The organism is Allobosea sp. (genome assembly GCF_035999205.1).
Taxonomy (GTDB): domain Bacteria; phylum Pseudomonadota; class Alphaproteobacteria; order Rhizobiales; family Beijerinckiaceae; genus Allobosea.
In genome coordinates this window covers 778,556-799,728 of record NZ_DASYHA010000025.1, presented here as the reverse complement: position 1 = coordinate 799,728, position 21,173 = coordinate 778,556, and the positions used below count along the sequence as shown (strand labels likewise).

Below are 21,173 nucleotides of genomic sequence, written 5' to 3'. Positions count from 1 at the left end.
CGTCTATCCGAGCCCATTTCAGGGATTTTCAGCGCAATGACGTGGTTCAAGCGAGCGGCCAGCGTAGAGACGGCCGTGCAGCAGACGGCGACCCCGGCACGCAAGCGCGGCCGCTCCCTGAGCAGCCAGATCGCGGCCGCCGCTGTCGCCATCGTCGCGCTCGCCATCATGTTCGTGGTGATTGCTGCGGCGCGCTACAACGATGCCAAGACGCGCGACGATCTCGAGCAGAAGATGACGGCCCTCGTCCTGATGGTCGTCAACGCCTCGCCCTCGCTGATCCTTGCGCGCGACACCAATACGCTCGGCTACATCCTGGAGTCGCTGCGGCGCGATCCCGATTTCGAGGCCGGCTTCGTTGCCGATGACCTGGCGGCCCTGGCGAGCGCGGGACGCACCGAGCAGGCCAGGCTGGCGCTGACGCCGCGCAAGGTGGCTGCCCAGCTCGGTCGCGAGCCCTGGGACGTGCTGAAGGACGTGACCTCGACCGAATTCGAGGACGACACCTTCATCACCAAGCTGCACGTCGTCCGGGTCGGCGGCCATCAGAAGCAGATCGGCTACATCGCGCTGCGCTTCGACAAGACTCGCCTGCTGGCGCGCGTCTCCTTCGAGCAGATGATGACCATCGGCTTCGGCGTGCTCATCCTGCTGATCCTCGGCCCGCTGCTCTGGTTCTCGCTGTCGCGGACCATGAAGCCGCTGAAGAGCATGACGCAGGCCATCGTGAGCATCTCGGACGGCAAGCTCGACACGCCGATCGACGCGCTGGCGCGGCGCGACGAGATCGGCGCCATCGCCCATGCGCTGGGCGTCCTCAAGCTCCGCCTGGCCGAGCGCGCGGCGCTGCAGGAAAAGCAGCACGTCACCGAGGCCGAGCGTCGCCTGCACCAGCAGCGCGTCGACGAGGCGATCGCGCTGTTTCGTGGTGAGGTCGGCGTCGCGCTCGAGGCTTTCAAGAGCAATGCCGACCGCATGAGCGAGGCCTCCGTCGGGCTTGCCCGCGTCGCTGCCGAATCGTCCAGCCGTGCCGCACGCGCCGCCCAGAACGCCCATGGCGCGTCGGGCAATGTCGAGAGCGCGGCGCAGGCCGCCGAGGAGATGGGCGCCGCCATCCGCGAGGTCGAATTCCAGGTGCGCCGCGTCCGCACCGAGATCGTCGAGGCGGCCTCGATCTCGCGCGACACCGCAACTTCGGTGCACGCGCTCGACGAGACGGCCCGCGCCATCGGCGAGGTCGTCAACCTGATCCGCGACATCGCCGCCCAGACCAACCTGCTCGCGCTCAACGCGACGATCGAGGCTGCGCGTGCCGGCGAGGCCGGGCGCGGCTTTGCCGTGGTCGCCTCGGAGGTGAAGAGCCTGGCCTCGCAGACCGCGGATGCGACCGACCGCATCGTCGCCCAGGTCGGTGCGATCCAGTCCGCCACGGGGGAGGTTGTCGGCTCGATCCAGAACATCGCCGAGCGGATGAGCGCGATCGAGAATTTCGCCAACTCTGTCGCCGTCTCGATCGAGCAGCAGGCGATCGCCACCGGCGAGATCGCCAGCGGCGTCGCCATGGCGAGTTCCTCGGCGCTGTCGGTGTCGAGCGATCTCAGCGTGCTGGCCGACAGTGTCGAGGAGACGGGCCGCTCGGCAGAGGATGTGCGTGGCGCGGCCGGGGAGGTTGCGGCCCAGGCCCTGCGCCTGCGCTCGACGGTGGATCAGTTCCTCCACAGCGTCGCCGCCTGAACAGGTTGGGCGCGGCTCTCGCCTGCGCATGGGAAGAACAAAAAACGGGGCCGCAAGGCCCCGTTTTCCGTTCGTGCGATGGCCGCGGCTCAGGCCTTGGCGGCGTCGTACATCTCCGCGACGTATTCCCAGTTCACCAGGCTCTCGAGGAAGGCCTTGAGGTAGTCGGGACGGCGGTTGCGGTAATCGATGTAGTAGGAGTGTTCCCAGACGTCGCAGCCGAGGATCGGGCTCGCACCATGGACCAGCGGGCTTTCGCCGTTCGGGGTCTTGGAGACGGCGAGCTTGCCGCCCTTGACCTCGAGCCAGGCCCAGCCCGAACCGAACTGGCCGACGCCGGCAGCCACGAAGTCTTCCTTGAACTTGTCGACCGAGCCGAAGGAATCGACGATCGCCTTTTCCAGGGCGCCGGGGATCTTGCCGCCGCCGTTAGGCTTCATCCACTTCCAGAAATGCAGGTGGTTGTAGTGCTGGCCGGCATTGTTGAACACGGCCGGGTTCTTGCCATGCGAGGCCTTGACGATCTCCTCGAGCGACTTGCCCTCGAATTCCGTGCCCTTGATCGCGTTGTTGCCGTTGGTGACATAGGCGAGATGGTGCTTGTCGTGGTGGAACTCGAGCGTCTCCTTCGACATGAAGGGCTGGAGCGCATCATGAGCGTAGGGCAGGTCGGGAAGGGTGAAGGTCATGGGGCCTCTCCTTGGGCTGATAAAATCGCTTGAACTGAGAATGACTTCCTGAACTGAGAATGGCTTGCCGCTGTACGGCCTGGGCCGGGTGATTGCCGCTGGGGGCGCCCGCCATTCGCTTTGCTAGTTAAGCCTCCGGCGGCTCTCCGGCAACCGCCGCACCGACGAAGCGTCCATGTCATTGCGGGGCTGCGCCTCACTCCCGCCCGAATCCTCGCCCTAACCGTCGTTAGAATTTGAAACTCTCTCTTATTCAATGCGTTACATAATGGCAGGGCGCGGTGGCTGAGGCTCGCCCGGCTATTGAGCTGCTAGAGTTGTTTTCGGGGACCCGACGTTGATCACCTTATTCATCTTGCTCGGCCTCGGTTTCCTCGGCGGCGGCATCGCAGCCATCGTCGACGGGCTGCCCTACATGGTGCTCGAACGCGGCTTCACCCAGGTCATCATCGGCACCGTGGTGGCGGCCGCCGGTGTCGTGATGCTGGCCTTGTCTTGGGTCCTGGTCGAGCTGCGGCGGCTCAGGAAGACGCTGTCCAATGCCGCGACTGCGATCTCCGTTGCATCGATGGTGGGCGGCCCGGCACCCGACAACATCGCCCCGATGCCCCGCCTGCCTTCGGAACCCGAGGACATCGTCGGCACGACGCGTCCGGGCCTGGCTGTTGCCGGCGCGGGAGCGCTCGTCGGCGCCGGCGCTGTTCTCGCGGCAACGCAGATTTCGGCGTCTGCCGCGACCGAGAAGCCCGAGGACAGCGCCGCCGAAATCGGGCCTGCCGACACTCTTCCGGCTGACCCCGTCGAACCTGCGCCCGATCCGGAGCGCGAGGCCGATGTCGTAGCCTATCCTGCCTTCGAGCCGTTCCGCCCGATGGCCCCGATCGGTGAAGCCGCGCCTGTGTCCGAAGTTGCCGCCGAACGTGAGCCTGAAGTCGATCTGGTCCCGGTTCCGACGTTCGAGGCCGAGATTGAGGTCGAGGCCGATGCCCCGGAGGTCGAGTCCGAACCCGAGCCCGATTCGCTTGGAGTCGTTGCCGAACAGAGCGAGTCCTTGGACGCGGCCGCGCCGCCAGCCGAGCCCCTCGATCACCTTGCTGAGCCGTACGTCCCATCCGATATCGAGGATCCGCTGACGCCCGAGCCGGCATCGGCCGCTTCGCGCGAGGCCGACGAGTTCGGGCTGCTGCGCGAGAGCCTCGTGGGGCTGGGAGTCGGGCCGGCGCCGACCGACGGACGCATCGAGCCCTCATTTGCTGAGGTCGATGGTCAGGAGGAGGGCGGCGACGGAAGCGAGAGCGGTCGTGACGACGATCTCGCCGCTGCCGCAAGCTGGATGACGCCGGATCTGGCGCGCCGCACGCCCTGGTTCGGCCCCGCGGAACCCGCCGCGGAGGACCGCGAAATCCCCACGACGTCGGCGCAATTCACCAACCCTTCCGAGATGGTTTGGCCCAAGCTCGACATATCGCGACCGGAGGCGCCGGAGCCGGAGGCGACCGATCCGGATGTGCCCGGTCGGGACCTGCCGCAATGGCCGCCACATGCTCGCGCCGCCGCGCCGTTCGAGCCGGCGCCGCCCCCATCTCAACGGCAGGGTTGGAACGATGCCGGCCGCGAGCAGGCGAGTGGGGAAGAAGCTCCCGCGCTTGCATCCGACGATGAGGAGCAGGGCGGATCCGAGGCGGAGCCGATCGTTCCGGACGCCACGGCTGCCGAGGGCGATGCCGCCCCCGCTGCCTCCGAAGAGGGTATCGTCGGCGCCTATCAGGTCGGCGAGGCGCATTTCACGATCTATGCCGATGGCTCGATCCAGGCGCGCACGCCCGATGGCGACTACAGCTTCGGCTCGATGGACGAGCTCAAGGTCTATCTCGCCAGCGAAAAAAGCCGCCTCGGCGTATGAGACGCCCGGCTGAGTGCTCAGGCGCTCGCCTCCGGCCAACCTGCGCCGGCAGCCTGGATGGCGAAGGCGTAGGCCAGCGCCGTTTCCTTGAGCGAGTCGAAGCGGCCGGCCGAGCCGCCATGGCCGGCATCCATGTTGGTGTGCAGCAGGATCGGCCCGCCGCCGCTCATGGTCGCCCGCAGGCGCGCCACCCATTTCGCCGGTTCCCAGTAGGTCACGCGCGGGTCGGTCAGCCCGCCCATTGCCAGGATTGGCGGATAGTCCTGGGCCGAGACATTGTCATAGGGCGAGTAGCTGCGGATCGTCTCGAAAGCCTTCACGTCCCGGATCGGGTCACCCCATTCCGGCCATTCCGGCGGGGTCAGAGGCAGGGTGTCGTCGAGGATGGTGTTGAGCACATCGACGAAGGGCACTTCCGCGATGATGCCGGCGAAGAGGCGAGGGGCCATGTTGGCGACGGCGCCCATCAGCATGCCGCCAGCGCTGCCGCCCTCTGCCACGATCCGCCCGCGCGCCGTAAAGCCGGCATCGGCCAGCGTTTCGGCCGCCGCGATGAAGTCTGTGAAGGTGTTGCGCTTCTTCTCGCGCTTGCCGTCCAGATACCAGCGCCGGCCCTTGTCGGTGCCGCCGCGAACATGGGCGATGGCATAGACGAAGCCGCGATCGACCAGGCTCAGCGGACGCGTCCGGAACGAGGCCGACATCGCCGAGCCATAGGAGCCATAGCCATAGAGTAGGCAGGGCGCCGAGCCGTCGAGGGCGAGGTCGGCGCGGTGCAGGATCGAGATCGGCACCTGCTCGCCATCCTGCGCCGTGGCGAAGATGCGCCGCACGCGGTAGGCGGCCGGATCATGACCCGACGGCACCTCCTGCCGCTTCAGCAGCACGCGCGCGCCGGTCGCCATGTCGTAGTCATAGGTCTCGGCCGGGCGCGCCATCGAGGCGTAGATGAAGCGCAGCGTGTCGGTGTCGAACTCGTAACCGGCGTCGAGTCCCAGCCCATAGGCTTCCTCGTCGAAGGCGATGCTGCTTTCGCTTCCGCTCGCCAGGTCGCGGATGACGATGCGGGGCAGGCCCTCTTCGCGCTCCAGACGGATCAGCCGGCCCTTCAGGCAGAGATGGTTCAGGATCAGCCGGCCGGCCTTGTGCGGGATCAGATCGCGCCAGTTCGCGGGCGAGGGATCGGCCACCGCCGCGGTGACGATCTTGAAGTCCTCGGCGCCATCGGCATTGGTCAGGATCAGGAAGTCCTCGCCATGATGCTCGACGTCATACTGCCGGCCGACTTCACGTGCCGCGATCGTGACGGGCTGTTTGTCGGGCTGCAGCAGATCGACGATCCGGATCTCGGAGGTCTCATGGTCGCTGATCGAGATCAGCAGAAAGCGTCCCGACTGCGTTTCGTCGATGTCGACGAACATGCCGGCATCGGCTTCGTCATGCAGGAGGGTGTCCTGTCCGGGCTGATCACCCAGGCGGTGCATGAAGACCTTGGAGGGGCGGTGATCGGCATCGACGCCGACATAGAAGAAGGCGCTGCCGTCGGCCGCCCAGACGATGTCACCCGTCGTGTCGGGGATGGCGTCCGGCAGATCCGCGCCGGTGGCGAGATCGCGGACCCGGATCAGGTGCAACTCGGAGCCCGCCTCGTCGGCGCTCCAGCCGAGCAGGCGGTGGTCGGGGCTGTGGACGGTGTCGCCGAGATCGAAGAAATCCTTGCCGTCTGCCAGCGCATCGGCGTCGAGCATGATCTGTTCGCGGGTCTTCCTGCCAGCAACCGCGTTGCGGGGCTTGCGGCAGATCAGCGGATGTTCGCCGCCCTTGCGGTAGCGCGAATAGTACAGGAATGGGCCATCCGGCTGCGGGACGCTCGAATCGTCTTCCTTGATCCGGCCTCGCATCTCTTTGACGAGGTCCCGCTGCAGCGTGCGGGTCGGCGCCATCTGCGCCTTTGAATAGGCGTTCTCGGCCTCGAGATAGGTGCGGATGTCAGTAGGCAAGGCGTCCGGTTCGCGCAGCACTTCCTTCCAGTTCGGCGCGCGCAGCCAGTCGTAGGCGTCCTGCAGTTCGACGCCGTGGACGACGGTCTTCTTGGTGCGGATCTCGGCGCGCGGCGGCGACACCTTGCGCCGGCGAGGCCTCGCTGCGCCGGGAACGGAATTTGAGCGCATCGACGGCGTCTCCACGAGGAACGGGCCCAGACAGGTAGAGAGCAGGGCCCGGGCTGGCAAGACCGCTGCGCTGCAGGCAGACACGAGCTCCGCGGAATTTCGGTTACCATGATCATCTGGCAGGCGTTGCAATATTTCTGTAGGATAATCGTATTCGCGCCGGGTTGATCACTTGCGGCGATGTAGGCCATCGACTAAATGAACGACAACGGCCCGCCGGAGTTGCGTCCGAGTCGATAACGCTTGGTGCTCTTGGTCAGGATCGCGCAAGGTATCTATGTAGGATAGTGCCTTCGGCAATCGAAGTTTCTCACGAAACATATCTCAGGGAGCGACGCCATCATGGCTGACAATGACGGATCGGATTTTATCGAGCTGACTGCGGACATCGTATCTGCTTATGTCTCGAACAATTCTGTTCCTGCAGCCGATCTGCCTGCGCTGATCGGTGATGTTCACTCCGCGTTGAGCCGCGTCATCAGCGGAGCCGCTCCGGTTGTGCCGGCCGAGGCCCCCAAGCCGGCCATTCCGGTCAAGAAGTCGATCACGGCCGATTATCTCGTCTGCCTCGAGGACGGCAAGAAGTTCAAGTCGCTGAAGCGCCATCTGCGCACGCAGTACAACATGTCGCCCGAGCAGTATCGCGAGAAGTGGGGCCTGCCGCCGGATTATCCGATGGTGGCGCCGAACTACGCCGAGGCGCGTTCCCAGCTGGCGAAGAAGATGGGTCTGGGGCAGCAGCGCCGCAAGCGCCGCTGAGCCGACATTCAATTCCGCCTCGGCGGGATGTGCCTGGAATTTGCAGAGGCCGCCGGCATCCCGGCGGCCTTTTTCGTGCGCGCACGGCATGGCCGGCGGGGATAAGCTGGGGCCGGCCTACAACAGCCTTGATATAGGAATATTTTCATGCATCCTGAGCGTCGAGCTCGCCGAGTGGCGCGAACGATGGAAGGAACATATCATGAACATGCTCGATCCGAAAACGGATGACCCCGTCCAACATGCCGCTTTGGCACGGCTGGCCGAAGTGGCCATCGCGGCGGTCACGCACGTGCCGGCCGAGACCCTGCGCAGCCCGCGCCGAGGCCGGCGCCCGATCGCGCTGGCCCGGCAGATGGCGATGTATCTCGCCCATGTCGCCTTCGGCCTGACCTTTACCCGCGTCGGCATCTGTTTCGGACGCGACCGGACGACCGTTCGCCATGCCTGCGCCTTGATCGAGGATCGGCGCGACGATCCGGCACTGGAGTTCGGCTTGTCCGCCCTCGAAGCCGGGCTGCGTGCCTTGACCGGCGCGCTCACGGTGACCGCTCGCGTCGAGGGGCGGTCATGACCAGGGCAGGGCAGGAGCACGCGGGCCAGCATAGCACGGCCCATGATGCGAGCGCGCGACTGCTGCGCCATTTGGCCCAGCCCGGAGCCTTCGCATGCGTCTCGCCACTGGGCTGCGGGCGGATCGCGCTCTACCGGACGACCGGCGGTACCAGCCTGGGCGCCGGCTATGTCCCGGCCGACGCGGCTGGTTCGCTTCTGGCCGATGGCCTCGCCGTCTGGAGCGGGGAGGACAGCGCCCGGCGCCTTCGCGCGACCGAGGCGGGAAGCGGGGTCGCGCCGGCCGTCGTCGAGGTCGCGGGCGGTCGTCAGGAGGTCATGCTGGACGAGCGCGAAAGCCCGTTGCTCTGGCTGCATCGCCGGCCGGGCAAGGACGGCAAGCCCCAGATCTCGGCCGAGGAATTCGCTGCCGGCGAGCGTTTTCGGGCGGAGCTGACGCTGGCGCGGATGATGCCGCGCACGACAATGAACTGGGACGCCTCGCTCGTCCCGGACGGGAGCAGTGCCGGCAGCCGCGGGCCGGCCGCGGCCTCGGATGCGGCCATTGCCGCGCGCCAGCGCGTCAGGCTCGCCTGCGATCGCCTTGGGCCGGACCTGTCGGGCCTCGCCATCGATGTCTGCGGCTTCCTGAAGGGGCTCGACCGCGTCGAGCGCGAGCGCGGCTGGCCAGCGCGCTCGGCCAAGGTCGTGCTGCGTCTGGCGCTCAAGGCGCTGGCGAGCCATTACGGCCTGGCCGCCCCGTCACCGAGCGAGAAGCGACTGCCCTCCGTATGGCGGGGCGAGGATGCACGGCCACACCTCCTGCCCGAACGGGCCGGGTGAAGCGGCCGCAGCGTCGCCAACGGGTCAGCCGGTGGTGGCCGCGCGGGCGTCGGTCTTGATACGCTCGATCATCGAACGCACGCCGTTGGAGCGTTGCGGGGTCAGATGCGCTGCCAGCCCGAGCTTTTCGTAGATCGCGAAGGCGTCGGTTTCGAGGATGTCGGTGGCCTTGCGGCCGGAATAGATCGCCAGCGCCAGCGCGACCAGCCCGCGCACGATATGGGCGTCGCTGTCGCCGCGGAAATGCAGCAGCGTCTGCGGCCCCGGTCCGCCCTCGCGCCTCGCGTCGAGCCAGACCTGGCTGGCGCAGCCACGCACCTTGTTCGCGTCGTTATGCGCCTCCTCCGGCAGGGGCTCGAGCTCCTTGCCGAGTTCGATCAGATAGCGATAGCGGTCGTCCCACTCGTCGAGCAGGTCGAAATTGGCGATGATCTCGTTGAGGTTGGCGCTCATATGCGCGTCTTCGGCGTGTCCGCTCCCCGCGTCAAGCGCCGGCTTGTCGCAAGCCCCCCGAGTGCGTCAGCGCGTCATTCCCGTGCTGCGCTCGCGCCCTTCGCTGCGGCTTGCTGCCGCGGCTGCCGTGATCGCCATCAGGCGCTCACGTGTCGCGGGGTCGAGGCCGGCGAGGATCTGCGCCGCCTCGCGCGCGGCGGTGATGCTGGACGTCGTCATCGACATCGCGCCATGCGCGTCGATCTGCGCCGCCGTCCTGGCGACGCTTCGAACAGTCGCGGCGCTGTGGCCGCCATCGTCCGGCTTCTCGCCATGGACGGGCGAGTTCAGCGCGATCACGCCGATCACCGCCAAGCTTCGCAGAATGTAGGCCATGCCGGTCCCCGTCGTCGGATTGTGAACCCTTGGGGGCTCACCCTGCCTCGACCTTAGACCGCGACCCGGAAAAATCGCGTCATTCCAAAGCCTCAAATGCGTATCAAAAGCGGCGGCCGATCTTCAGCTTCCGTTCACCCTGCTTGCAACATCGAGACGGGGCCGGAACCAGGTCTGGGGCGTCTTCAAGTAATTGCTTTCACGAGATAAAATCGCTGTGAGGCCGGTTCGATCCCCGTTTTCTCGGAGGCTGCCTTAAGCCCCGCTTAAACCGCTCCGGGCGAGATTGCTTGCGAGCGGACGTGTCGTCCGCAGCAGGTTAGGCGTTGCGTTTCTCATGAAGATGCAGGCGATCAGGACGCAGGTGGCGGCAATGGTGCACGCATCGGTGCTGCCGAATTCGCTCGAGCGCATGCGTCATGAGCGCTTCATCATGACCCGTTTGCTGGTCGGCGCGATCGCGCTCGGCCTGGCTCCGGCCTATATCGCCTGGCGCGGCACCTTGGGCGCTCTCGAAGCGGCAGTGATCGTCGCCGCAGCCTTGCCGCTGCTCGCGGTGGTGACGCTCTCCCGCAGCGGCCGGCTCGACATCGCACACTGCATCTCCTCGGCGGCGCTAGCCCTCTTCATCGGCGCGCTCGCCGGCATGACGGGAGGCGCCGACTCGCCGCTTCTGCTCTGGCTCGCAGCCGTCCCGGCCGAGGCGATGTTCTTCGGCGCACGCGCATATGTCGCGCGGGCCAGTGTTATCGCCGCAGTGACGCTTTTCGGTGTGATGCTTCTCGAACATCTCGGCTTCTTCGCAGGCCAGGCCTCCTGGGCGGCCGGCATGATGCCGCTTCTGGTGATAAGCGCCATCGTGCAGGCGATGGTCGTGGCGGTCGGCTTCCTGCGCTGGCGCCGCGAGGAATTGCGCGAGCACCGCGCGTCCGACCAGCGCGCCCAGCTGTTGCTTGACCATGTCGGCGACCTCGTCACCTGGCACGATGCCAGTGGCGCGGTTGTCTTCGCCAATGATGCAGCCCGCACGCTCGCCGGCGCCGAGCCTCGCGATCTGCATGGGCGCGGCCTGTTCGAGCGCGTCCATGTCGCCGACCGGCCGCTCTTTCTCAAGGCGCTGAGCGATGCGGCGCACGGCGCGGGTTCGGCGACCGCCTGCTTCCGCACGCTTTTCGTGCCGCGCAGCGGGCAGGAGCATCCGCACCCGGTCTCGCTCTGGCTTGAGATGCGTGCGCATCGCATCGAGACCGCCGGCCCGGAAGACAGCGCCGCCGTTGTCTGCGTGATGCGCGACATCACCGCCCGCCGTGCCATGGAAGACGAACAGGCGCGCGGCCATGCCGAGGCCGTCAAGGCGAGCGACATCAAGGGCCGTTTCCTGGCGACCGTCAGCCATGAACTGCGCACGCCGCTGAACGCGATCATTGGCTTTTCCGAGATGCTGACGGCCGACGATCAGACCTGGCTCGATGCCGGCAAGCGCTTGGAATACGCCCGCATCATCCACAGTTCGGGCCATCACTTGCTCGACGTCGTCAACACGCTGCTCGACATCTCCAAGATCGAAAGCGGCACCATGACGATCGAGCAGGAGGCGCTCGACCTGTCCGACATGACCCGCGACTGCTGCGCGCTGATGGCCCTGCGCGCCGAGGCCGGCGAGATCGAGGTCGATCGCGTCGTCGGTCCGGACCTGCCGCAGGTGCTGGGCGACCGCCGTGCGCTGAAGCAGGTCATGATCAACCTGCTCTCCAACGCGATCAAGTTCACTCCGGCCGGTGGTCGAGTCGTGCTGGCCGTCGTCCGGGACGGCGACATGATCGACCTGTCGGTGTCGGATACCGGAATCGGCATCGCGGCCAACGACCTGCCGCGCCTGGGCGACCCCTTCTTCCAGGCCAAGGGTTCGTATGATCGCACCTATGAAGGCACCGGCCTCGGCCTGTCGGTGGTGCGCGGCCTCGTCGGCCTGCATGGTGGGCGTCTCAGCATCGAGAGCGCGCCCGGCGTCGGTACGCGGGTCGCCGTCCGGCTGCCGGTCGGCGGCGTCGAGGACGCCTCGCAGCCCGCCAGGATCGCCACCTTCGCCCGCGCCCCGCGCCGCGGCTTCGAAACCAAGACTCCTTTTCGTCTGACCGCCTGATCACGAGCCCGTCGCATGTCCACGATCGCCGCCCGCGCCCATTCCAGCGCTTCGCTCTCCGCCCCGGTCAGGCGCGCGGCGCCGCAGCCGCGCCGCAAGACGACATGGCTGGGCCGGGTCGGGCGGATGGCTGCCCATCGTCCCGGCCGCGCCTTCGTGCTGCTGGTTTTCGCCGGCGTATCCGCCGCGATCCTGGCCAACGCGCTGATGTTGCAGAAGGCGCGCCATCCTGCGCCGATGATCTCCGCCCCCTCGCAATCGCCGTCTGCCCGCCAGGCGGTCCGTTCCGAGCAGCCTGCCGCCGTTCCCAACGCCGCGCCGGCAGCGGCTGCGAATGCGGCGCCTGCTCCGCTGCCGCCGTCCCGCCCCAACGACCTGCCGCAGCAGGCGCGCGAGACCGCGTCGCGCGAGGCCGTGATCCGGCCGCCGGCCGGCGTGACCAATGTACCACGTTCGGCCGCCGCTCCGGCGCCGGCGCCAGCTCCGGCCGCGCGCGCCGCCGCTCCGCGCGACCCGATCGCCGACCTGATCAACGGCGCTGACATCCGGCCGCCGGCGGAGATCCGCGGAGTCGCCCAGGCGAAACCCGCCACGCCGCGCCGTAGCGCCGAGAACTGAGGCGGGCAGCATCGGCCCGACAGCTCGATTGCGGCTTTCGGGCAACGCCGCTGCTGGGACACAGAAGGAAATGGCGCCGATGGCGCGTCTCACCAGTGATTTCTGGGTTTCGGCCTATCTCCGCCAGGCGGCGCATGACGGGTTGGTCGCCGTGCTGAGGCGGCGCGGATCGCCCGAGGCCGGCGCCATCTTCGTCAAGCTCGACCGGCTCGATGGAACCGCTGCACTCTACGGGCCGGCGCCGCAATCGATGGCGGCGGATGACGGTGTCCGCCGCTTCCAGCTGATCCTCGACAGCGATCCCGGCAGCATCGAGGAACGGGTCGAGCGCGAACGCCGGTTCGATTCCGATCTCTGGCTGGTCGAGATCGAAAACCGGCAGGGCGACCCCAGGCTCGACCTGGCCGCGGAGTAGGCGCTTGGCAGCCTCGCGCGAAGCAGCCGTGGCTGTACTCGCCTAGCCCCGGTCGCGCGCCAGACCGAGCTTGCGCAGCACCTCGCTGGCGCTGATGGAGCTTTCCGGACGCGTAGCGCCACTCCGGGCCGGCGTGCCGCTCGGGTCCATTGCCGGTTGATGCTGTCCCCGCCGCGAAGCCGACGGAAGCGGCGCGCCGGCGACCTGCATGACCAGCCTGAGCGCCACCGCCGGGCGAACCGAGCGCATCAGGGCGACGACAGCGAAGATCCGCTCGACAGAATGCGCCGCCTCGTCGCCGAGCCTGATCAGAAAGCGCGTCGCATCCTCGACGCTGGCGCCGGCCGCGGTCAGCGCCAGCGCCGCGAGGTCGCGCGAGCGGTCGGCCTCGATCGCCTGTGCCAATGTGGGCCCGCCGCCGAGATGGCTCGCCAGCGCCGTGAAGGCACCCGCAGGATCGTCCGCTGCCAGAGCGAGCCAGCCGGCGAACATATCGCTTGAGACGTTAGGGCGCCGCTCGGAGGGACCGAGCGAATCCAGTGCCGCCAGCGAATCCAGCATGGCAAGACGTCGTTCGGGCCCGGCGAACAGGAACAGCGGTGCCAGTTCCGCGCTGGAGAGGTCGCGCCGCGCCAGCAGCGGCGCGACATAGGCGGCATCTTCGCGCGAGCGGGCGAGCAGCAGGTCGAGCGCGGCGCGGGGCAGCGGGGCGGCCGCATTGCCCATCAGTGCGAAGTCGATCGTCCGGTCGGCGCGCTCGACCAGCATCAGGACCGCGGTGGCGCTGAGATCGGACCGCTCCGCGAGAGCGCCGGCAATCTTTCCATCGTCGTGGCCGGCAAGATCCTCGATCTCCACCGGCGTCAGCGGCATCCCATGGCGCAGCAGAGCCGACAGGACGGCGCCGCCGCGTGCTTTCAGCGCCGTGAGCACGGGCACCGGCAGATGCCGCCAGCCGGCGAGCTTCCGGGCGAGGATGATGGCTGTGGCTTCGTCGATGCCGGGGATGAGGGCCGTGGCCATCTCGCCGAAGGCAGCAAGATCGTCGGGCGCCGGGTGGGGCGTCGACATCAGCAGATCTGCCTTCACCCGCAGCGAAACCTGGCTGAGATCGAGTCCGCCATCGCGCGCAAGGCGGGCGAGATGAGCGAGTTCGGCGGAAATTCGCGACGGCATGGGGCGCTCGGCTGTGATTCTTGGTGCAGGGCGAGAGTAATCCCCGAGGCTTTAAGAGGGCGTTAACCATGTCGGGGCCTGATGCGGAACGGAGAGAGATTCTCCCGCGACCGTAACCCGAGGCGCCAAGAAACGGAGGCGCAACATGGCCGTCGTCATCCCCCTTGCGCCGCTCCGCCGGGCGCGATCAACGGAAGCTTCGGCCGTCATGCGGCCAGAGCCCGCAGAAATCCTGTTTTTCACCGGCGTTCGCTATGAGCGGCAGGCCGAGCCCGTGGCGCCCGAGCCGGTGGTCAGGCGCCGGCGGCGCATCGTGGCAGCGCTGTCGGCCGGTGGCCCGAAACGGACCAAGAAGACGACGAACGCCAGGCAGCCGGCGTGACCTTCGTGCCCGTCGAGCGTCAGCGCGCCGTGCCGCGGCGGAGCAGTCTCCTGGCCGTTCTCATGTTCGGCCTCTGCGCCGGATCCTGCGCCGGTCCCGGCGATTTCGGCCGCCCGCGGCCGGACTACTGGAGCCAGGTCGTCGCACCCCAGAAGGGCTTCTGGTCGGCCACACTGCGTGGCGAGGCCGCTTCGCATTTTCGCATGACCGATGACGAGGAGCAGCTGCGCGACCGCGCCTGGCGCTTCGTCATGCCCGGCCATGAACGCAGCGTCTTCCAGGGGCGTGTCTCGGACCTCGCGCATTACCGGATCCTGCCGGTGGAGGCCCAATCGAGCGCCGTGTCGGACTACTTCGTCGCGCTGACGTCGGGTTCCTACTCGTCGCAGGTCTCGCGCTATTCGCGCCTGGCGGAAGACGTGAATGCCGACCGGCTGCTGATCGGGCCCTTCCGCGCCAACGCGATGCGGGTCGTTTCCGCCGACCGCGTGCGGATGCGCACGGCCGAGGGCTCGCCTTATGTCGCGCCGGAACAGATCGATCCGGCTCATGCCCGCGTCGTCGAAAACGAGGGGCTGATCCTCTGGGTCTGCGAGCGCATCGGCTTCCGGATCAAGAGTTATCACTACGCGCTCGCCAACCTCGTCGTCGAGATGCCCTCGCGCGAGGCGATCCGCGCCGAACGCGCCATCATGGCGCTGGAGGCGGAGGCCGCGCCACTCTGCAAGATGCAGCTCATCGGAACCTTCGCGCCGATTGTCGCCAAGGGCTGAAGCTCGACCGGGCTGTCCGCTCAATCCGCCATTCCGCAGGCGACGCCGCTGGCCAGTGCCTCGGCGTCGGCGCGGTCGGAGGGGTGCCGCACCAGCACTCGCGCCACGATCAGTCCCTGATCAGTGTCGGAAACCACCCGCAGCTCACGCGCAGCCTCGCCCTCCTCGTCGCGTGCGAGCCTTTCGTCGCGCTGCTCCTCGGTCATCACCACGAACTCGACGACGCCGCGGATCGCCGCGCGGTCGGTGATCGCGTAGAGCACGCCCCCGCCACGCCGGTGCAAAGTGAGGCCTAGCGGCAAAGTCCCGGCCCGCGCCACGACGCGCATCGGCCCGCCGGTCAGGTCGTAGCTGCAGATCGCCGTGACAGTGGCAGCGTCCGCCTCGCGGGGCAGGGGCAGGCTGCGGTCGGCCGAGGTGATCAGCTCTGCCTTCCCCGAGGTGCCGAGCACGCGATAGGCGTGGGCGGCGTCGCTGTCCGAGAGGACCGGGACCAGCAGGACGGTCACGATGTGGACGATGCCGGCGAGCACGAGCCCCGCGAGCGTCGCCAGCAACAGGCGCCGCAGGGCGGCCGCGAAGCGAGCCCCACGCGGCAAGGGCCTCGGCCCGGCGGCGACGGCATCGCCGATCTCCTGTTCGGTCGTGCTCATGGCAGTCGACTCATGGGCAGTCGATCCGCTGGATGCGGGGCAGGCTCTCGGGCCGGGTCTCGCCAGCCTGGGTTGCAATCGGGGTGTCGTAGAGCCGCAGGCGAAACTGGAAGCGCCCGCTCGTCGGCAGGGGCAGCCAGTTGCCGGCCTGTGGCCATGATGCGGCGGCGATGCGCAAGGTGCCGCCCTCGTCGCGCACGATCTCGGCATCGGTGAAACCGCTGCGGTCGAGCGGCAGGCGGAAGGCGCGTCCGTCGGCATCGGTCACGCTGAGCGTCCAGCCTCGCGTCGTCGGGGTAGACCCGGTCAGGGCATAGCGGCAGCGGCCGTCGAGCGCCCAGCCTTGCTCGTCGCGTTCGGCGATCAGCTCGAGCCCCTCGCCCGCGCCTAGTGGGAGATGCACGCCCCGGGCGAGGTAGGCACGCATGTAAGGATCGATGTCGCGCCCGCCGCTGCGTGGCCAGGCCTTCCAGACGCCGATCTCGACCATGCCCAGCAGCGGGCGGCCGGCGACCGCGAAATGCGCCGACGCCAGTCCCAGCCCGGCGCCGAGCGCTATCAGATAGGCGAGATGGAAGACGCGCACGACCCTGCTTTCAAGACCGGCCATCGCTGGCGGCCGGCGGCGCGAGTTGAACCACCCTGCTGCCGTACGTCAACAGAATGCGGTCGATGTCGCCGTCGTCCCCGCGCCGCCCCGTTCCGAAAACGCATCCCAGCTTCCGGACCGGCGCTCTAGCGAATCTGGGTCACGCTGCCTGTCGCCGAGACCTCGCGAATGCCGATCTGCACGCGCTGGCCTGCCGGGCGCGAGGGCTCGATCGTCCTGAACATGGCACCGACTGCCGAGAGGACCTCGAAGGACTGTCTTGGCATATGGCCTGCGCCTGGGCCGGATACCGCGGCGATTGCGGCCGTGGGCGCCGGCGCCTTGGCGACGGTCACGGCCTTCGGATCGGGCGGGGCGACACCCGGGATCGGCCTCAGTTCGAGCCCCTGATGGGCGAACTGCATGATCTCCTTCCAGGTCATGGCCGGCAGCGAACCGCCGGTCATGTTGTTCGTCTCGGAGGAATCGTCGTTGCCGTACCAGACCGCGCCGACGAGATTGCCGGAATAGCCGACATACCAGGCGTCCTTGTAGCCATTGGTCGTGCCGGTCTTGCCGGCGGTGACGACGCCGTCGAGAGCGGCGCGGCGCCCAGTTCCCTCGGTCGGCACCTTCGAGAGCATGAAGTTCATGTCCTGCGCGACCTGCGTGCTCAGGACCTGTGTTGGCGCGGGCTCGTCCCGGTCGTGGCGATAGATCGGCTCGCCCTGCGAGTTGTGGATCTCGATCGCGGCATAGGGCCTGGCTCGCTTGCCGCCATTGGCGAAGACCGCGTAGCCGGCCGCCATGTCGATCACGGTGACCTCCGCCGCGCCGATCGGTAGCGAAACGGTGTCGGTCAGCGGCGAGTTCAGGCCCATGGCGCGGCTGGTCTCGATGATCTTCAGCCGGCCGATGCGGGCGGCGCGCGCGACATGGGTCTCGCCGGTCGCCTGACCGATGGCGATCGACATCTGGACCGGGATCGTATTGATCGACTTGGCCAGCGCCACCGTCAGCGGCATCGAGCCTGCATAGGAGCGGCCGTAGTTGTTGGGGCACCAGTTGCCGATGCAGACCGGGCGATCGGTGACAACCGTATTGGGCTTGTAGAGCCCCGCCTGCAGCGCTGCCGCATAGACGAAGGGCTTGAAGGACGAGCCGGGCTGCCGCAGGCTCGATGTCGCGCGGTTGAACTGGCTCGCGCCATAGTCGCGGCCGCCGACGAGCGCGCGCACCGCCCCATCCGTATCCATGATGGCGGTCGCCGCTTGCCGGGCACGGTATCCCGGCCCGTGCTGGCGCAGGATGGCCTCGATCGCTTCGTCGGCCCGGTCCTGGATCGCGGGGTCGTGCGGCGTCTTCACCGTGAGCACCCGGTCAGGGCCGATCTTGCCGTCGTCGGCAAGGCGCTTCACCTCGTCGAAGGCCCAGTCGAGATAGTAGTCGGGGCTGGAATCGCGCGCCCGATCGACCGGCGTGGCCGGGTTGCGCTTCGCACTGTCGACCTGGCCCGCCGTCATGAAGCCGGCATCGACCATGGCATTCAGAACGTCGTTGGCGCGGGCGCGCGCCGCCGGCAGGTTGACATGCGGAGCGTATTTCGTCGGCGCCTTGAACAGCCCGGCGAGCATCGCGGCCTCGGCGAGCGAGACGTCCCTGACCGACTTGCCGAAATAATACTCCGCGGCGGCCGCGACGCCGAAAGTGCCGCCGCCCATATAGGCGCGGTCGAGATAGAGCTTGAGGATCTCGTTCTTGGTCAGCCTCTGTTCCAGCCAGATCGCCAGGAAGGCTTCCTTGATCTTGCGGTCGAGCGAGCGCTCATTGGTCAGGAACAGGTTCTTGGCGAGCTGCTGGGTCAGCGACGAACCGCCCTGGACGACGCCCGACGCCCGCGCATTGACCGTCAGTGCGCGAACGGTGCCGATCACATCGATGCCGAAATGGTCGTAGAAGCGCCGGTCCTCGGTCGCCAGAACAGCCTTGAGCAGGTGATCTGGCATCTCCTCGAGCTTCAGCGAGTCGTCGTGACGCGCGCCGCGATGGCCGAGCTCGGCTCCGTAGCGGTCGAGGAAAGTGACGGCGAAGACCTGGTGCTTCAGCGCCTCCTCGCGGCCCTCATGGAAGGAAGGAATGGCGAGCGACAGCATCAGCAGCGAGCCGGCGATGCCGAGATTCAGGCCTTCGCTGGTGAATTCGGCCGCCAGGCGCTGCCCGCCTGTAACGGTGAGGCGGTCGGTGAAGCTTCGGATGCGTTCATAAGAGTCGCCAGCGCGGCGCGCGGCGTTCCACAGCCCGGCATCGACCCATGAATCGACCGCCAGCGCGTAGCGCTTCAGTCGGGTCGTCCAGCCTGTCCTCTTGAACTCCATCGTAGTCCCAGGATCCCGATGAGAGCCGCTGCCTCGAAAGGCGACGACATTGTCCTGCCGCGCCCCGGCCGTCTTGGCAACATATTCCGGCCGTGCCTGCGATAGATATTCAGTCCCGGCAAAAGTGTAAGTGACCCGGGTCACAGTCTCCAGTCAAAGAGCAGATTTTGGGCCAGCGGAACTGTCCCGTTTCGGCACGGCTGGAGCAGGTAAGCTGCAGGGCGCCTTGCGGATGCAAGCGGGCTGCTTCCATTCGTCGGCTTCCCTCGGCCGGCCCGGCAGAGCATAAGGCAGCATGACCGGCGACCAAAATCCCGATGATCCGTTCTGGCGCACGACCACGCTGGAGGAGATGAGCCGCGAGCAATGGGAATCGCTCTGCGATGGCTGCGGCCGCTGCTGCCTCGTCAAGCTCGAGGACGAGGATACTGGCACCATCCTGGCGACCGATATCGGCTGTCGCCTCTTCGACGCGAAGACCTGCCGCTGCAAGGACTATGTCAATCGATCGGCGACGGTGCCGGACTGCGTGACGCTGACGCCCCATGACGTGCGGACGCTGCCCTGGTTGCCGCCGACCTGCGCCTATCGGCTCGTTGCCGAGGGAAGGGACCTGCCCTGGTGGCACCCGCTGGTCTCCGGCGATCCGGAGACGGTCGTCGAGGCAGGCGTCGCGGTGCGCGGCCGCGTCTTCGCCAGCGAGGACGATGTGCCGGAAGAGGACGTGCCCGACCGCATCGTCAACTGGCCGCTGCGCTGGCCCAAGAAGGCGCGGGAAGCGGCAAGAGAGAAGGCGAGGGCGCGCTGAGCGCACCCCCGCCTCGTGAGCCTCAGCCGACGGCCTGCTCCCGCTCCGACGCGGGGTCGCCTTCGAGCAGGTCGCCGACCTCCTCCGAGAAGACGTACTTCTTGAACGCCTCCGCCGGCACGCCATGGGCGAGCAGGGCGGCCGCGCAGCCAATGTGGTCGCGCGGCGCGTCGTCGCCGACATCGTCTGCTTGCGAGGCGAAGGAGAGCGTGCCCAGCGCATTGTCGCCATAGCCATGCGTCGTGCGCCAATCCGCTCCGGCGTCGAGCAGGAGGCGCGTCATCACGGCATCGCCGGTGAAGATCGCGAGGTTGAGCGCGGTCGCGTGCCAGGCGGTCTTGACCTCGCGCGGCCAGCCGAGCGCGAGCATCGTGCGGACGGCCTCGATCCGCCCCAGTGCCGCGAGCTGGGGCATGGCCTGAAGCTGGGCGTCGCTCAGGCGCGAGAAGATGTCGGGCATCGCCGCGAGCAGCCTCTGTGCCGCGGCTTCGTCGCCGCGCGCGCAGGCCCCGATGAAACGCTCCTCGGCTGGCGCTGCCTCGTTGACGCCATGCGCGCGCAGCAGCGCGACGACATCGTTCCTGCCGAGGCGCTCGGCGAAGCATAGCACGCTCGCGCCGCTGCGGTTCTGGGCCGTCAGATCCGCGCCGGCCTCTATCAGCGCGCGAATATGGGCGAGCGAGCGGCCGCGCAGCAACGCATGGTGCAGCCAGTGCCGCTCTGGCGTGGTGTCGCCTTGCGCCAGCAACAGCTCCAGCGCCTCGGGCCTGTCGTAATCGAGCGCCCGCGCGACGGCATTGGTGCCGGAAACCCTTGCTCCCGCCGCCAGAAGCAGGCGCAGGCAGGAGAGGTCCGCGCTCTCGACGGCATGATAGACCGACTCGTTGTCATCGGGGCTCGCCCCTGACTCCAGCAGCAGCCTGGTCATGCCGGCGTGATGCGTCCGCCCGGCAGCGCCATAGAGCACCGAGAGCGGATCGTCCGGAAAGCGCCGATCGATCCAGCGGCCGTTGACATCCGCGCCATGGGCGACGAGCAAGCGTGCGCTCGTCAGCAGCTGCTCCTCGAATTCCGGCTCGCGGATCAGGGCCGAGGACGTGACGGCGGCAAGCGGCGGCATCGCGAAGGGCCCGCCGGGCCGATTGGCGAAATCCGGATCAGCTGCGAGCGCCCGTTCGAGGCGGGCGACGTCGCCGACGGGAGCCGCGAGCCAGGGATCGCCTGCAACAAGCGATGGTTCGGCCCTTAGCATCCTGAGCGCCAGAGCGCGTTCGCGCGCCTGGCCTTCGAACACGCAAGCCAGCCAGCGCTCCAGCCGTTCGGAGGCGGCGCTGCGCGCCCATTCGACATAGCGCTTGAGCTCGGTCCAGGAGCGGAAGCCGTGCTCGCGTGCGATGACGGACTGCGCGTCGTGCAACCGCAGCGGAAGTTGCGCCAGCGCTTCGACAGGAAGGTCCCGAGCCGCCGGCAGCGCGGCGGCGAAGCGGTCGAGCCCGTCGTCGGTGCCGGCACGGGCGGCACGCAACAGGCGCTTGGCCTGCTTGCGCAGATGGTCGAGATCGGGAGATGCGGGAAGTTGTGACATGACGCCTCCAGTGCATGAGGCCGAAGACCCGCAATCGGCTGCACAGGGGCAGACGCGTCAGATAGTCGCTTTCCGAGCAGGTTAGACCTTTTCCGCGGGTCCGGAGGCGTCTCGTCTCGCCTAGTCGCGACCATATGGGCTGTGAGCGCGCTCTTCAAGTCGCCTGGCGCCCGTGAT

The 21,173-nt window shown here is 67.9% G+C and carries 20 protein-coding genes; 11 read left to right on the top strand and 9 right to left on the bottom strand.

What is annotated here, in order from left to right; genetic code table 11:
- Positions 1 to 36: 36 nt before the first annotated feature.
- The gene (locus VGN82_RS19160; protein WP_327528631.1) at positions 37 to 1,734 is read left to right on the top strand and encodes a methyl-accepting chemotaxis protein; all 1,698 of its coding nucleotides are present in this window, start codon (positions 37 to 39) and stop codon (positions 1,732 to 1,734) included.
- A gap of 89 nt (positions 1,735 to 1,823) precedes the next feature.
- Here the strand turns inward: VGN82_RS19160 and VGN82_RS19155 are convergent, their stop codons facing one another.
- Positions 1,824 to 2,423, bottom strand: coding sequence for a superoxide dismutase (locus VGN82_RS19155; protein WP_327528630.1), 600 nt, complete (start codon positions 2,421 to 2,423; stop codon positions 1,824 to 1,826).
- A 337-nt stretch (positions 2,424 to 2,760) separates the two neighbouring features.
- Here VGN82_RS19155 and VGN82_RS19150 point away from each other — a divergent pair, with 337 nt between their 5' ends.
- Positions 2,761 to 4,326, top strand: coding sequence for a hypothetical protein (locus VGN82_RS19150; protein ID WP_327528629.1), 1,566 nt, complete (start codon positions 2,761 to 2,763; stop codon positions 4,324 to 4,326).
- 17 nt (positions 4,327 to 4,343) lie between these two features.
- On the opposite strand, the gene VGN82_RS19145 is transcribed toward VGN82_RS19150, so the two are convergent.
- Positions 4,344 to 6,497, bottom strand: coding sequence for a S9 family peptidase (locus VGN82_RS19145; RefSeq protein WP_327528628.1), 2,154 nt, complete (start codon positions 6,495 to 6,497; stop codon positions 4,344 to 4,346).
- Between the two features lie 342 nt (positions 6,498 to 6,839).
- Here VGN82_RS19145 and VGN82_RS19140 point away from each other — a divergent pair, with 342 nt between their 5' ends.
- Genes VGN82_RS19140 through VGN82_RS19130 form a run of 3 tightly spaced genes read left to right on the top strand, consistent with a single transcriptional unit; the run spans position 6,840 to position 8,651 of the window.
- Complete coding sequence (locus VGN82_RS19140) at positions 6,840 to 7,256, top strand: Ros/MucR family transcriptional regulator (RefSeq protein ID WP_327528627.1); 417 nt, start codon at positions 6,840 to 6,842, stop codon at positions 7,254 to 7,256.
- Between the two features lie 40 nt (positions 7,257 to 7,296).
- Complete coding sequence (locus VGN82_RS19135) at positions 7,297 to 7,830, top strand: helix-turn-helix domain-containing protein (RefSeq protein WP_327528626.1); 534 nt, start codon at positions 7,297 to 7,299, stop codon at positions 7,828 to 7,830.
- Entirely contained in the window at positions 7,827 to 8,651 is an 825-nt protein-coding gene (locus VGN82_RS19130; protein WP_327528625.1) for a DUF6456 domain-containing protein, read from the top strand. Before VGN82_RS19135 ends, VGN82_RS19130 begins: the two co-directional genes overlap by 4 nt.
- Positions 8,652 to 8,675: 24 nt before the next feature.
- Here VGN82_RS19130 and VGN82_RS19125 read toward each other — a convergent pair whose 3' ends face one another.
- Together VGN82_RS19125 and VGN82_RS19120 are read right to left on the bottom strand one after the other, a co-directional pair.
- Positions 8,676 to 9,104 carry a SufE family protein gene (locus VGN82_RS19125; RefSeq protein ID WP_327528624.1) on the bottom strand — a complete coding sequence of 143 codons (429 nt, stop codon included), beginning with the start codon at positions 9,102 to 9,104 and terminating at the stop codon, positions 8,676 to 8,678.
- A gap of 66 nt (positions 9,105 to 9,170) precedes the next feature.
- Complete coding sequence (locus tag VGN82_RS19120) at positions 9,171 to 9,479, bottom strand: hypothetical protein (protein WP_327528623.1); 309 nt, start codon at positions 9,477 to 9,479, stop codon at positions 9,171 to 9,173.
- Between the two features lie 337 nt (positions 9,480 to 9,816).
- Here VGN82_RS19120 and VGN82_RS19115 point away from each other — a divergent pair, with 337 nt between their 5' ends.
- The 3 genes from VGN82_RS19115 to VGN82_RS19105 all read left to right on the top strand — a co-directional run bounded on the left by VGN82_RS19115 (position 9,817) and on the right by VGN82_RS19105 (position 12,655).
- Positions 9,817 to 11,622 carry a sensor histidine kinase gene (locus tag VGN82_RS19115; RefSeq protein WP_327528622.1) on the top strand — a complete coding sequence of 602 codons (1,806 nt, stop codon included), beginning with the start codon at positions 9,817 to 9,819 and terminating at the stop codon, positions 11,620 to 11,622.
- A 15-nt stretch (positions 11,623 to 11,637) separates the two neighbouring features.
- Complete coding sequence (locus VGN82_RS19110) at positions 11,638 to 12,240, top strand: hypothetical protein (protein ID WP_327528621.1); 603 nt, start codon at positions 11,638 to 11,640, stop codon at positions 12,238 to 12,240.
- Between the two features lie 79 nt (positions 12,241 to 12,319).
- Positions 12,320 to 12,655, top strand: coding sequence for a DUF1491 family protein (locus tag VGN82_RS19105; protein WP_327528620.1), 336 nt, complete (start codon positions 12,320 to 12,322; stop codon positions 12,653 to 12,655).
- Between the two features lie 42 nt (positions 12,656 to 12,697).
- Here the strand turns inward: VGN82_RS19105 and VGN82_RS19100 are convergent, their stop codons facing one another.
- Positions 12,698 to 13,831 (bottom strand): DUF2336 domain-containing protein, encoded by a 1,134-nt coding sequence (locus tag VGN82_RS19100; RefSeq protein ID WP_327528619.1) that lies wholly within the window; start codon positions 13,829 to 13,831, stop codon positions 12,698 to 12,700.
- A gap of 145 nt (positions 13,832 to 13,976) precedes the next feature.
- Here VGN82_RS19100 and VGN82_RS19095 point away from each other — a divergent pair, with 145 nt between their 5' ends.
- Together VGN82_RS19095 and VGN82_RS19090 are read left to right on the top strand one after the other, a co-directional pair.
- Positions 13,977 to 14,213, top strand: a complete 237-nt coding sequence (locus VGN82_RS19095) for a hypothetical protein (RefSeq protein ID WP_327528618.1) — start codon at positions 13,977 to 13,979, stop codon at positions 14,211 to 14,213.
- Complete coding sequence (locus VGN82_RS19090) at positions 14,210 to 14,986, top strand: hypothetical protein (RefSeq protein WP_327528617.1); 777 nt, start codon at positions 14,210 to 14,212, stop codon at positions 14,984 to 14,986. The genes VGN82_RS19095 and VGN82_RS19090 overlap by 4 nt, the downstream gene beginning before the upstream one ends.
- Positions 14,987 to 15,006: 20 nt before the next feature.
- On the opposite strand, the gene VGN82_RS19085 is transcribed toward VGN82_RS19090, so the two are convergent.
- The 3 genes from VGN82_RS19085 to VGN82_RS19075 form a co-directional block, all read right to left on the bottom strand.
- Entirely contained in the window at positions 15,007 to 15,639 is a 633-nt protein-coding gene (locus VGN82_RS19085; RefSeq protein ID WP_327528616.1) for a DUF1254 domain-containing protein, read from the bottom strand.
- A 10-nt stretch (positions 15,640 to 15,649) separates the two neighbouring features.
- On the bottom strand, positions 15,650 to 16,249 hold the full coding sequence (locus tag VGN82_RS19080; RefSeq protein ID WP_327528615.1) for a DUF1214 domain-containing protein: 600 nt from the start codon (positions 16,247 to 16,249) through the stop codon (positions 15,650 to 15,652).
- Between the two features lie 125 nt (positions 16,250 to 16,374).
- The gene (locus VGN82_RS19075; protein WP_327528614.1) at positions 16,375 to 18,603 is read right to left on the bottom strand and encodes a transglycosylase domain-containing protein; all 2,229 of its coding nucleotides are present in this window, start codon (positions 18,601 to 18,603) and stop codon (positions 16,375 to 16,377) included.
- 295 nt (positions 18,604 to 18,898) lie between these two features.
- On the opposite strand from VGN82_RS19075, the gene VGN82_RS19070 reads away from it, so the two are divergent.
- Positions 18,899 to 19,411 carry a YcgN family cysteine cluster protein gene (locus VGN82_RS19070; protein ID WP_327528613.1) on the top strand — a complete coding sequence of 171 codons (513 nt, stop codon included), beginning with the start codon at positions 18,899 to 18,901 and terminating at the stop codon, positions 19,409 to 19,411.
- Positions 19,412 to 19,433: 22 nt separating this feature from the next.
- Here VGN82_RS19070 and VGN82_RS19065 read toward each other — a convergent pair whose 3' ends face one another.
- Positions 19,434 to 20,996 (bottom strand): ankyrin repeat domain-containing protein, encoded by a 1,563-nt coding sequence (locus tag VGN82_RS19065; protein WP_327528612.1) that lies wholly within the window; start codon positions 20,994 to 20,996, stop codon positions 19,434 to 19,436.
- Positions 20,997 to 21,173 lie beyond the last annotated feature (177 nt).

Excerpts from the sequence above, each read along its gene's own strand:
- VGN82_RS19120 (WP_327528623.1), bottom strand. The coding sequence starts at position 9,479 with ATGGCCTACATTCTGCGAAGCTTGGCGGTGATCGGCGTGATCGCGCTG.
- VGN82_RS19160 (WP_327528631.1), top strand. The coding sequence starts at position 37 with ATGACGTGGTTCAAGCGAGCGGCCAGCGTAGAGACGGCCGTGCAGCAG.
- VGN82_RS19110 (WP_327528621.1), top strand. The coding sequence starts at position 11,638 with ATGTCCACGATCGCCGCCCGCGCCCATTCCAGCGCTTCGCTCTCCGCC.
- VGN82_RS19070 (WP_327528613.1), top strand. The coding sequence starts at position 18,899 with ATGACCGGCGACCAAAATCCCGATGATCCGTTCTGGCGCACGACCACG.
- VGN82_RS19085 (WP_327528616.1), bottom strand. The coding sequence starts at position 15,639 with ATGAGCACGACCGAACAGGAGATCGGCGATGCCGTCGCCGCCGGGCCG.
- VGN82_RS19100 (WP_327528619.1), bottom strand. The coding sequence starts at position 13,831 with ATGCCGTCGCGAATTTCCGCCGAACTCGCTCATCTCGCCCGCCTTGCG.
- VGN82_RS19105 (WP_327528620.1), top strand. The coding sequence starts at position 12,320 with ATGGCGCGTCTCACCAGTGATTTCTGGGTTTCGGCCTATCTCCGCCAG.
- VGN82_RS19140 (WP_327528627.1), top strand. The coding sequence starts at position 6,840 with ATGGCTGACAATGACGGATCGGATTTTATCGAGCTGACTGCGGACATC.
- VGN82_RS19130 (WP_327528625.1), top strand. The coding sequence starts at position 7,827 with ATGACCAGGGCAGGGCAGGAGCACGCGGGCCAGCATAGCACGGCCCAT.
- VGN82_RS19075 (WP_327528614.1), bottom strand. The coding sequence starts at position 18,603 with ATGGAGTTCAAGAGGACAGGCTGGACGACCCGACTGAAGCGCTACGCG.
- VGN82_RS19145 (WP_327528628.1), bottom strand. The coding sequence starts at position 6,497 with ATGCGCTCAAATTCCGTTCCCGGCGCAGCGAGGCCTCGCCGGCGCAAG.
- VGN82_RS19155 (WP_327528630.1), bottom strand. The coding sequence starts at position 2,423 with ATGACCTTCACCCTTCCCGACCTGCCCTACGCTCATGATGCGCTCCAG.
- VGN82_RS19095 (WP_327528618.1), top strand. The coding sequence starts at position 13,977 with ATGGCCGTCGTCATCCCCCTTGCGCCGCTCCGCCGGGCGCGATCAACG.
- VGN82_RS19065 (WP_327528612.1), bottom strand. The coding sequence starts at position 20,996 with ATGTCACAACTTCCCGCATCTCCCGATCTCGACCATCTGCGCAAGCAG.
- VGN82_RS19080 (WP_327528615.1), bottom strand. The coding sequence starts at position 16,249 with ATGGCCGGTCTTGAAAGCAGGGTCGTGCGCGTCTTCCATCTCGCCTAT.
- VGN82_RS19125 (WP_327528624.1), bottom strand. The coding sequence starts at position 9,104 with ATGAGCGCCAACCTCAACGAGATCATCGCCAATTTCGACCTGCTCGAC.
- VGN82_RS19115 (WP_327528622.1), top strand. The coding sequence starts at position 9,817 with ATGAAGATGCAGGCGATCAGGACGCAGGTGGCGGCAATGGTGCACGCA.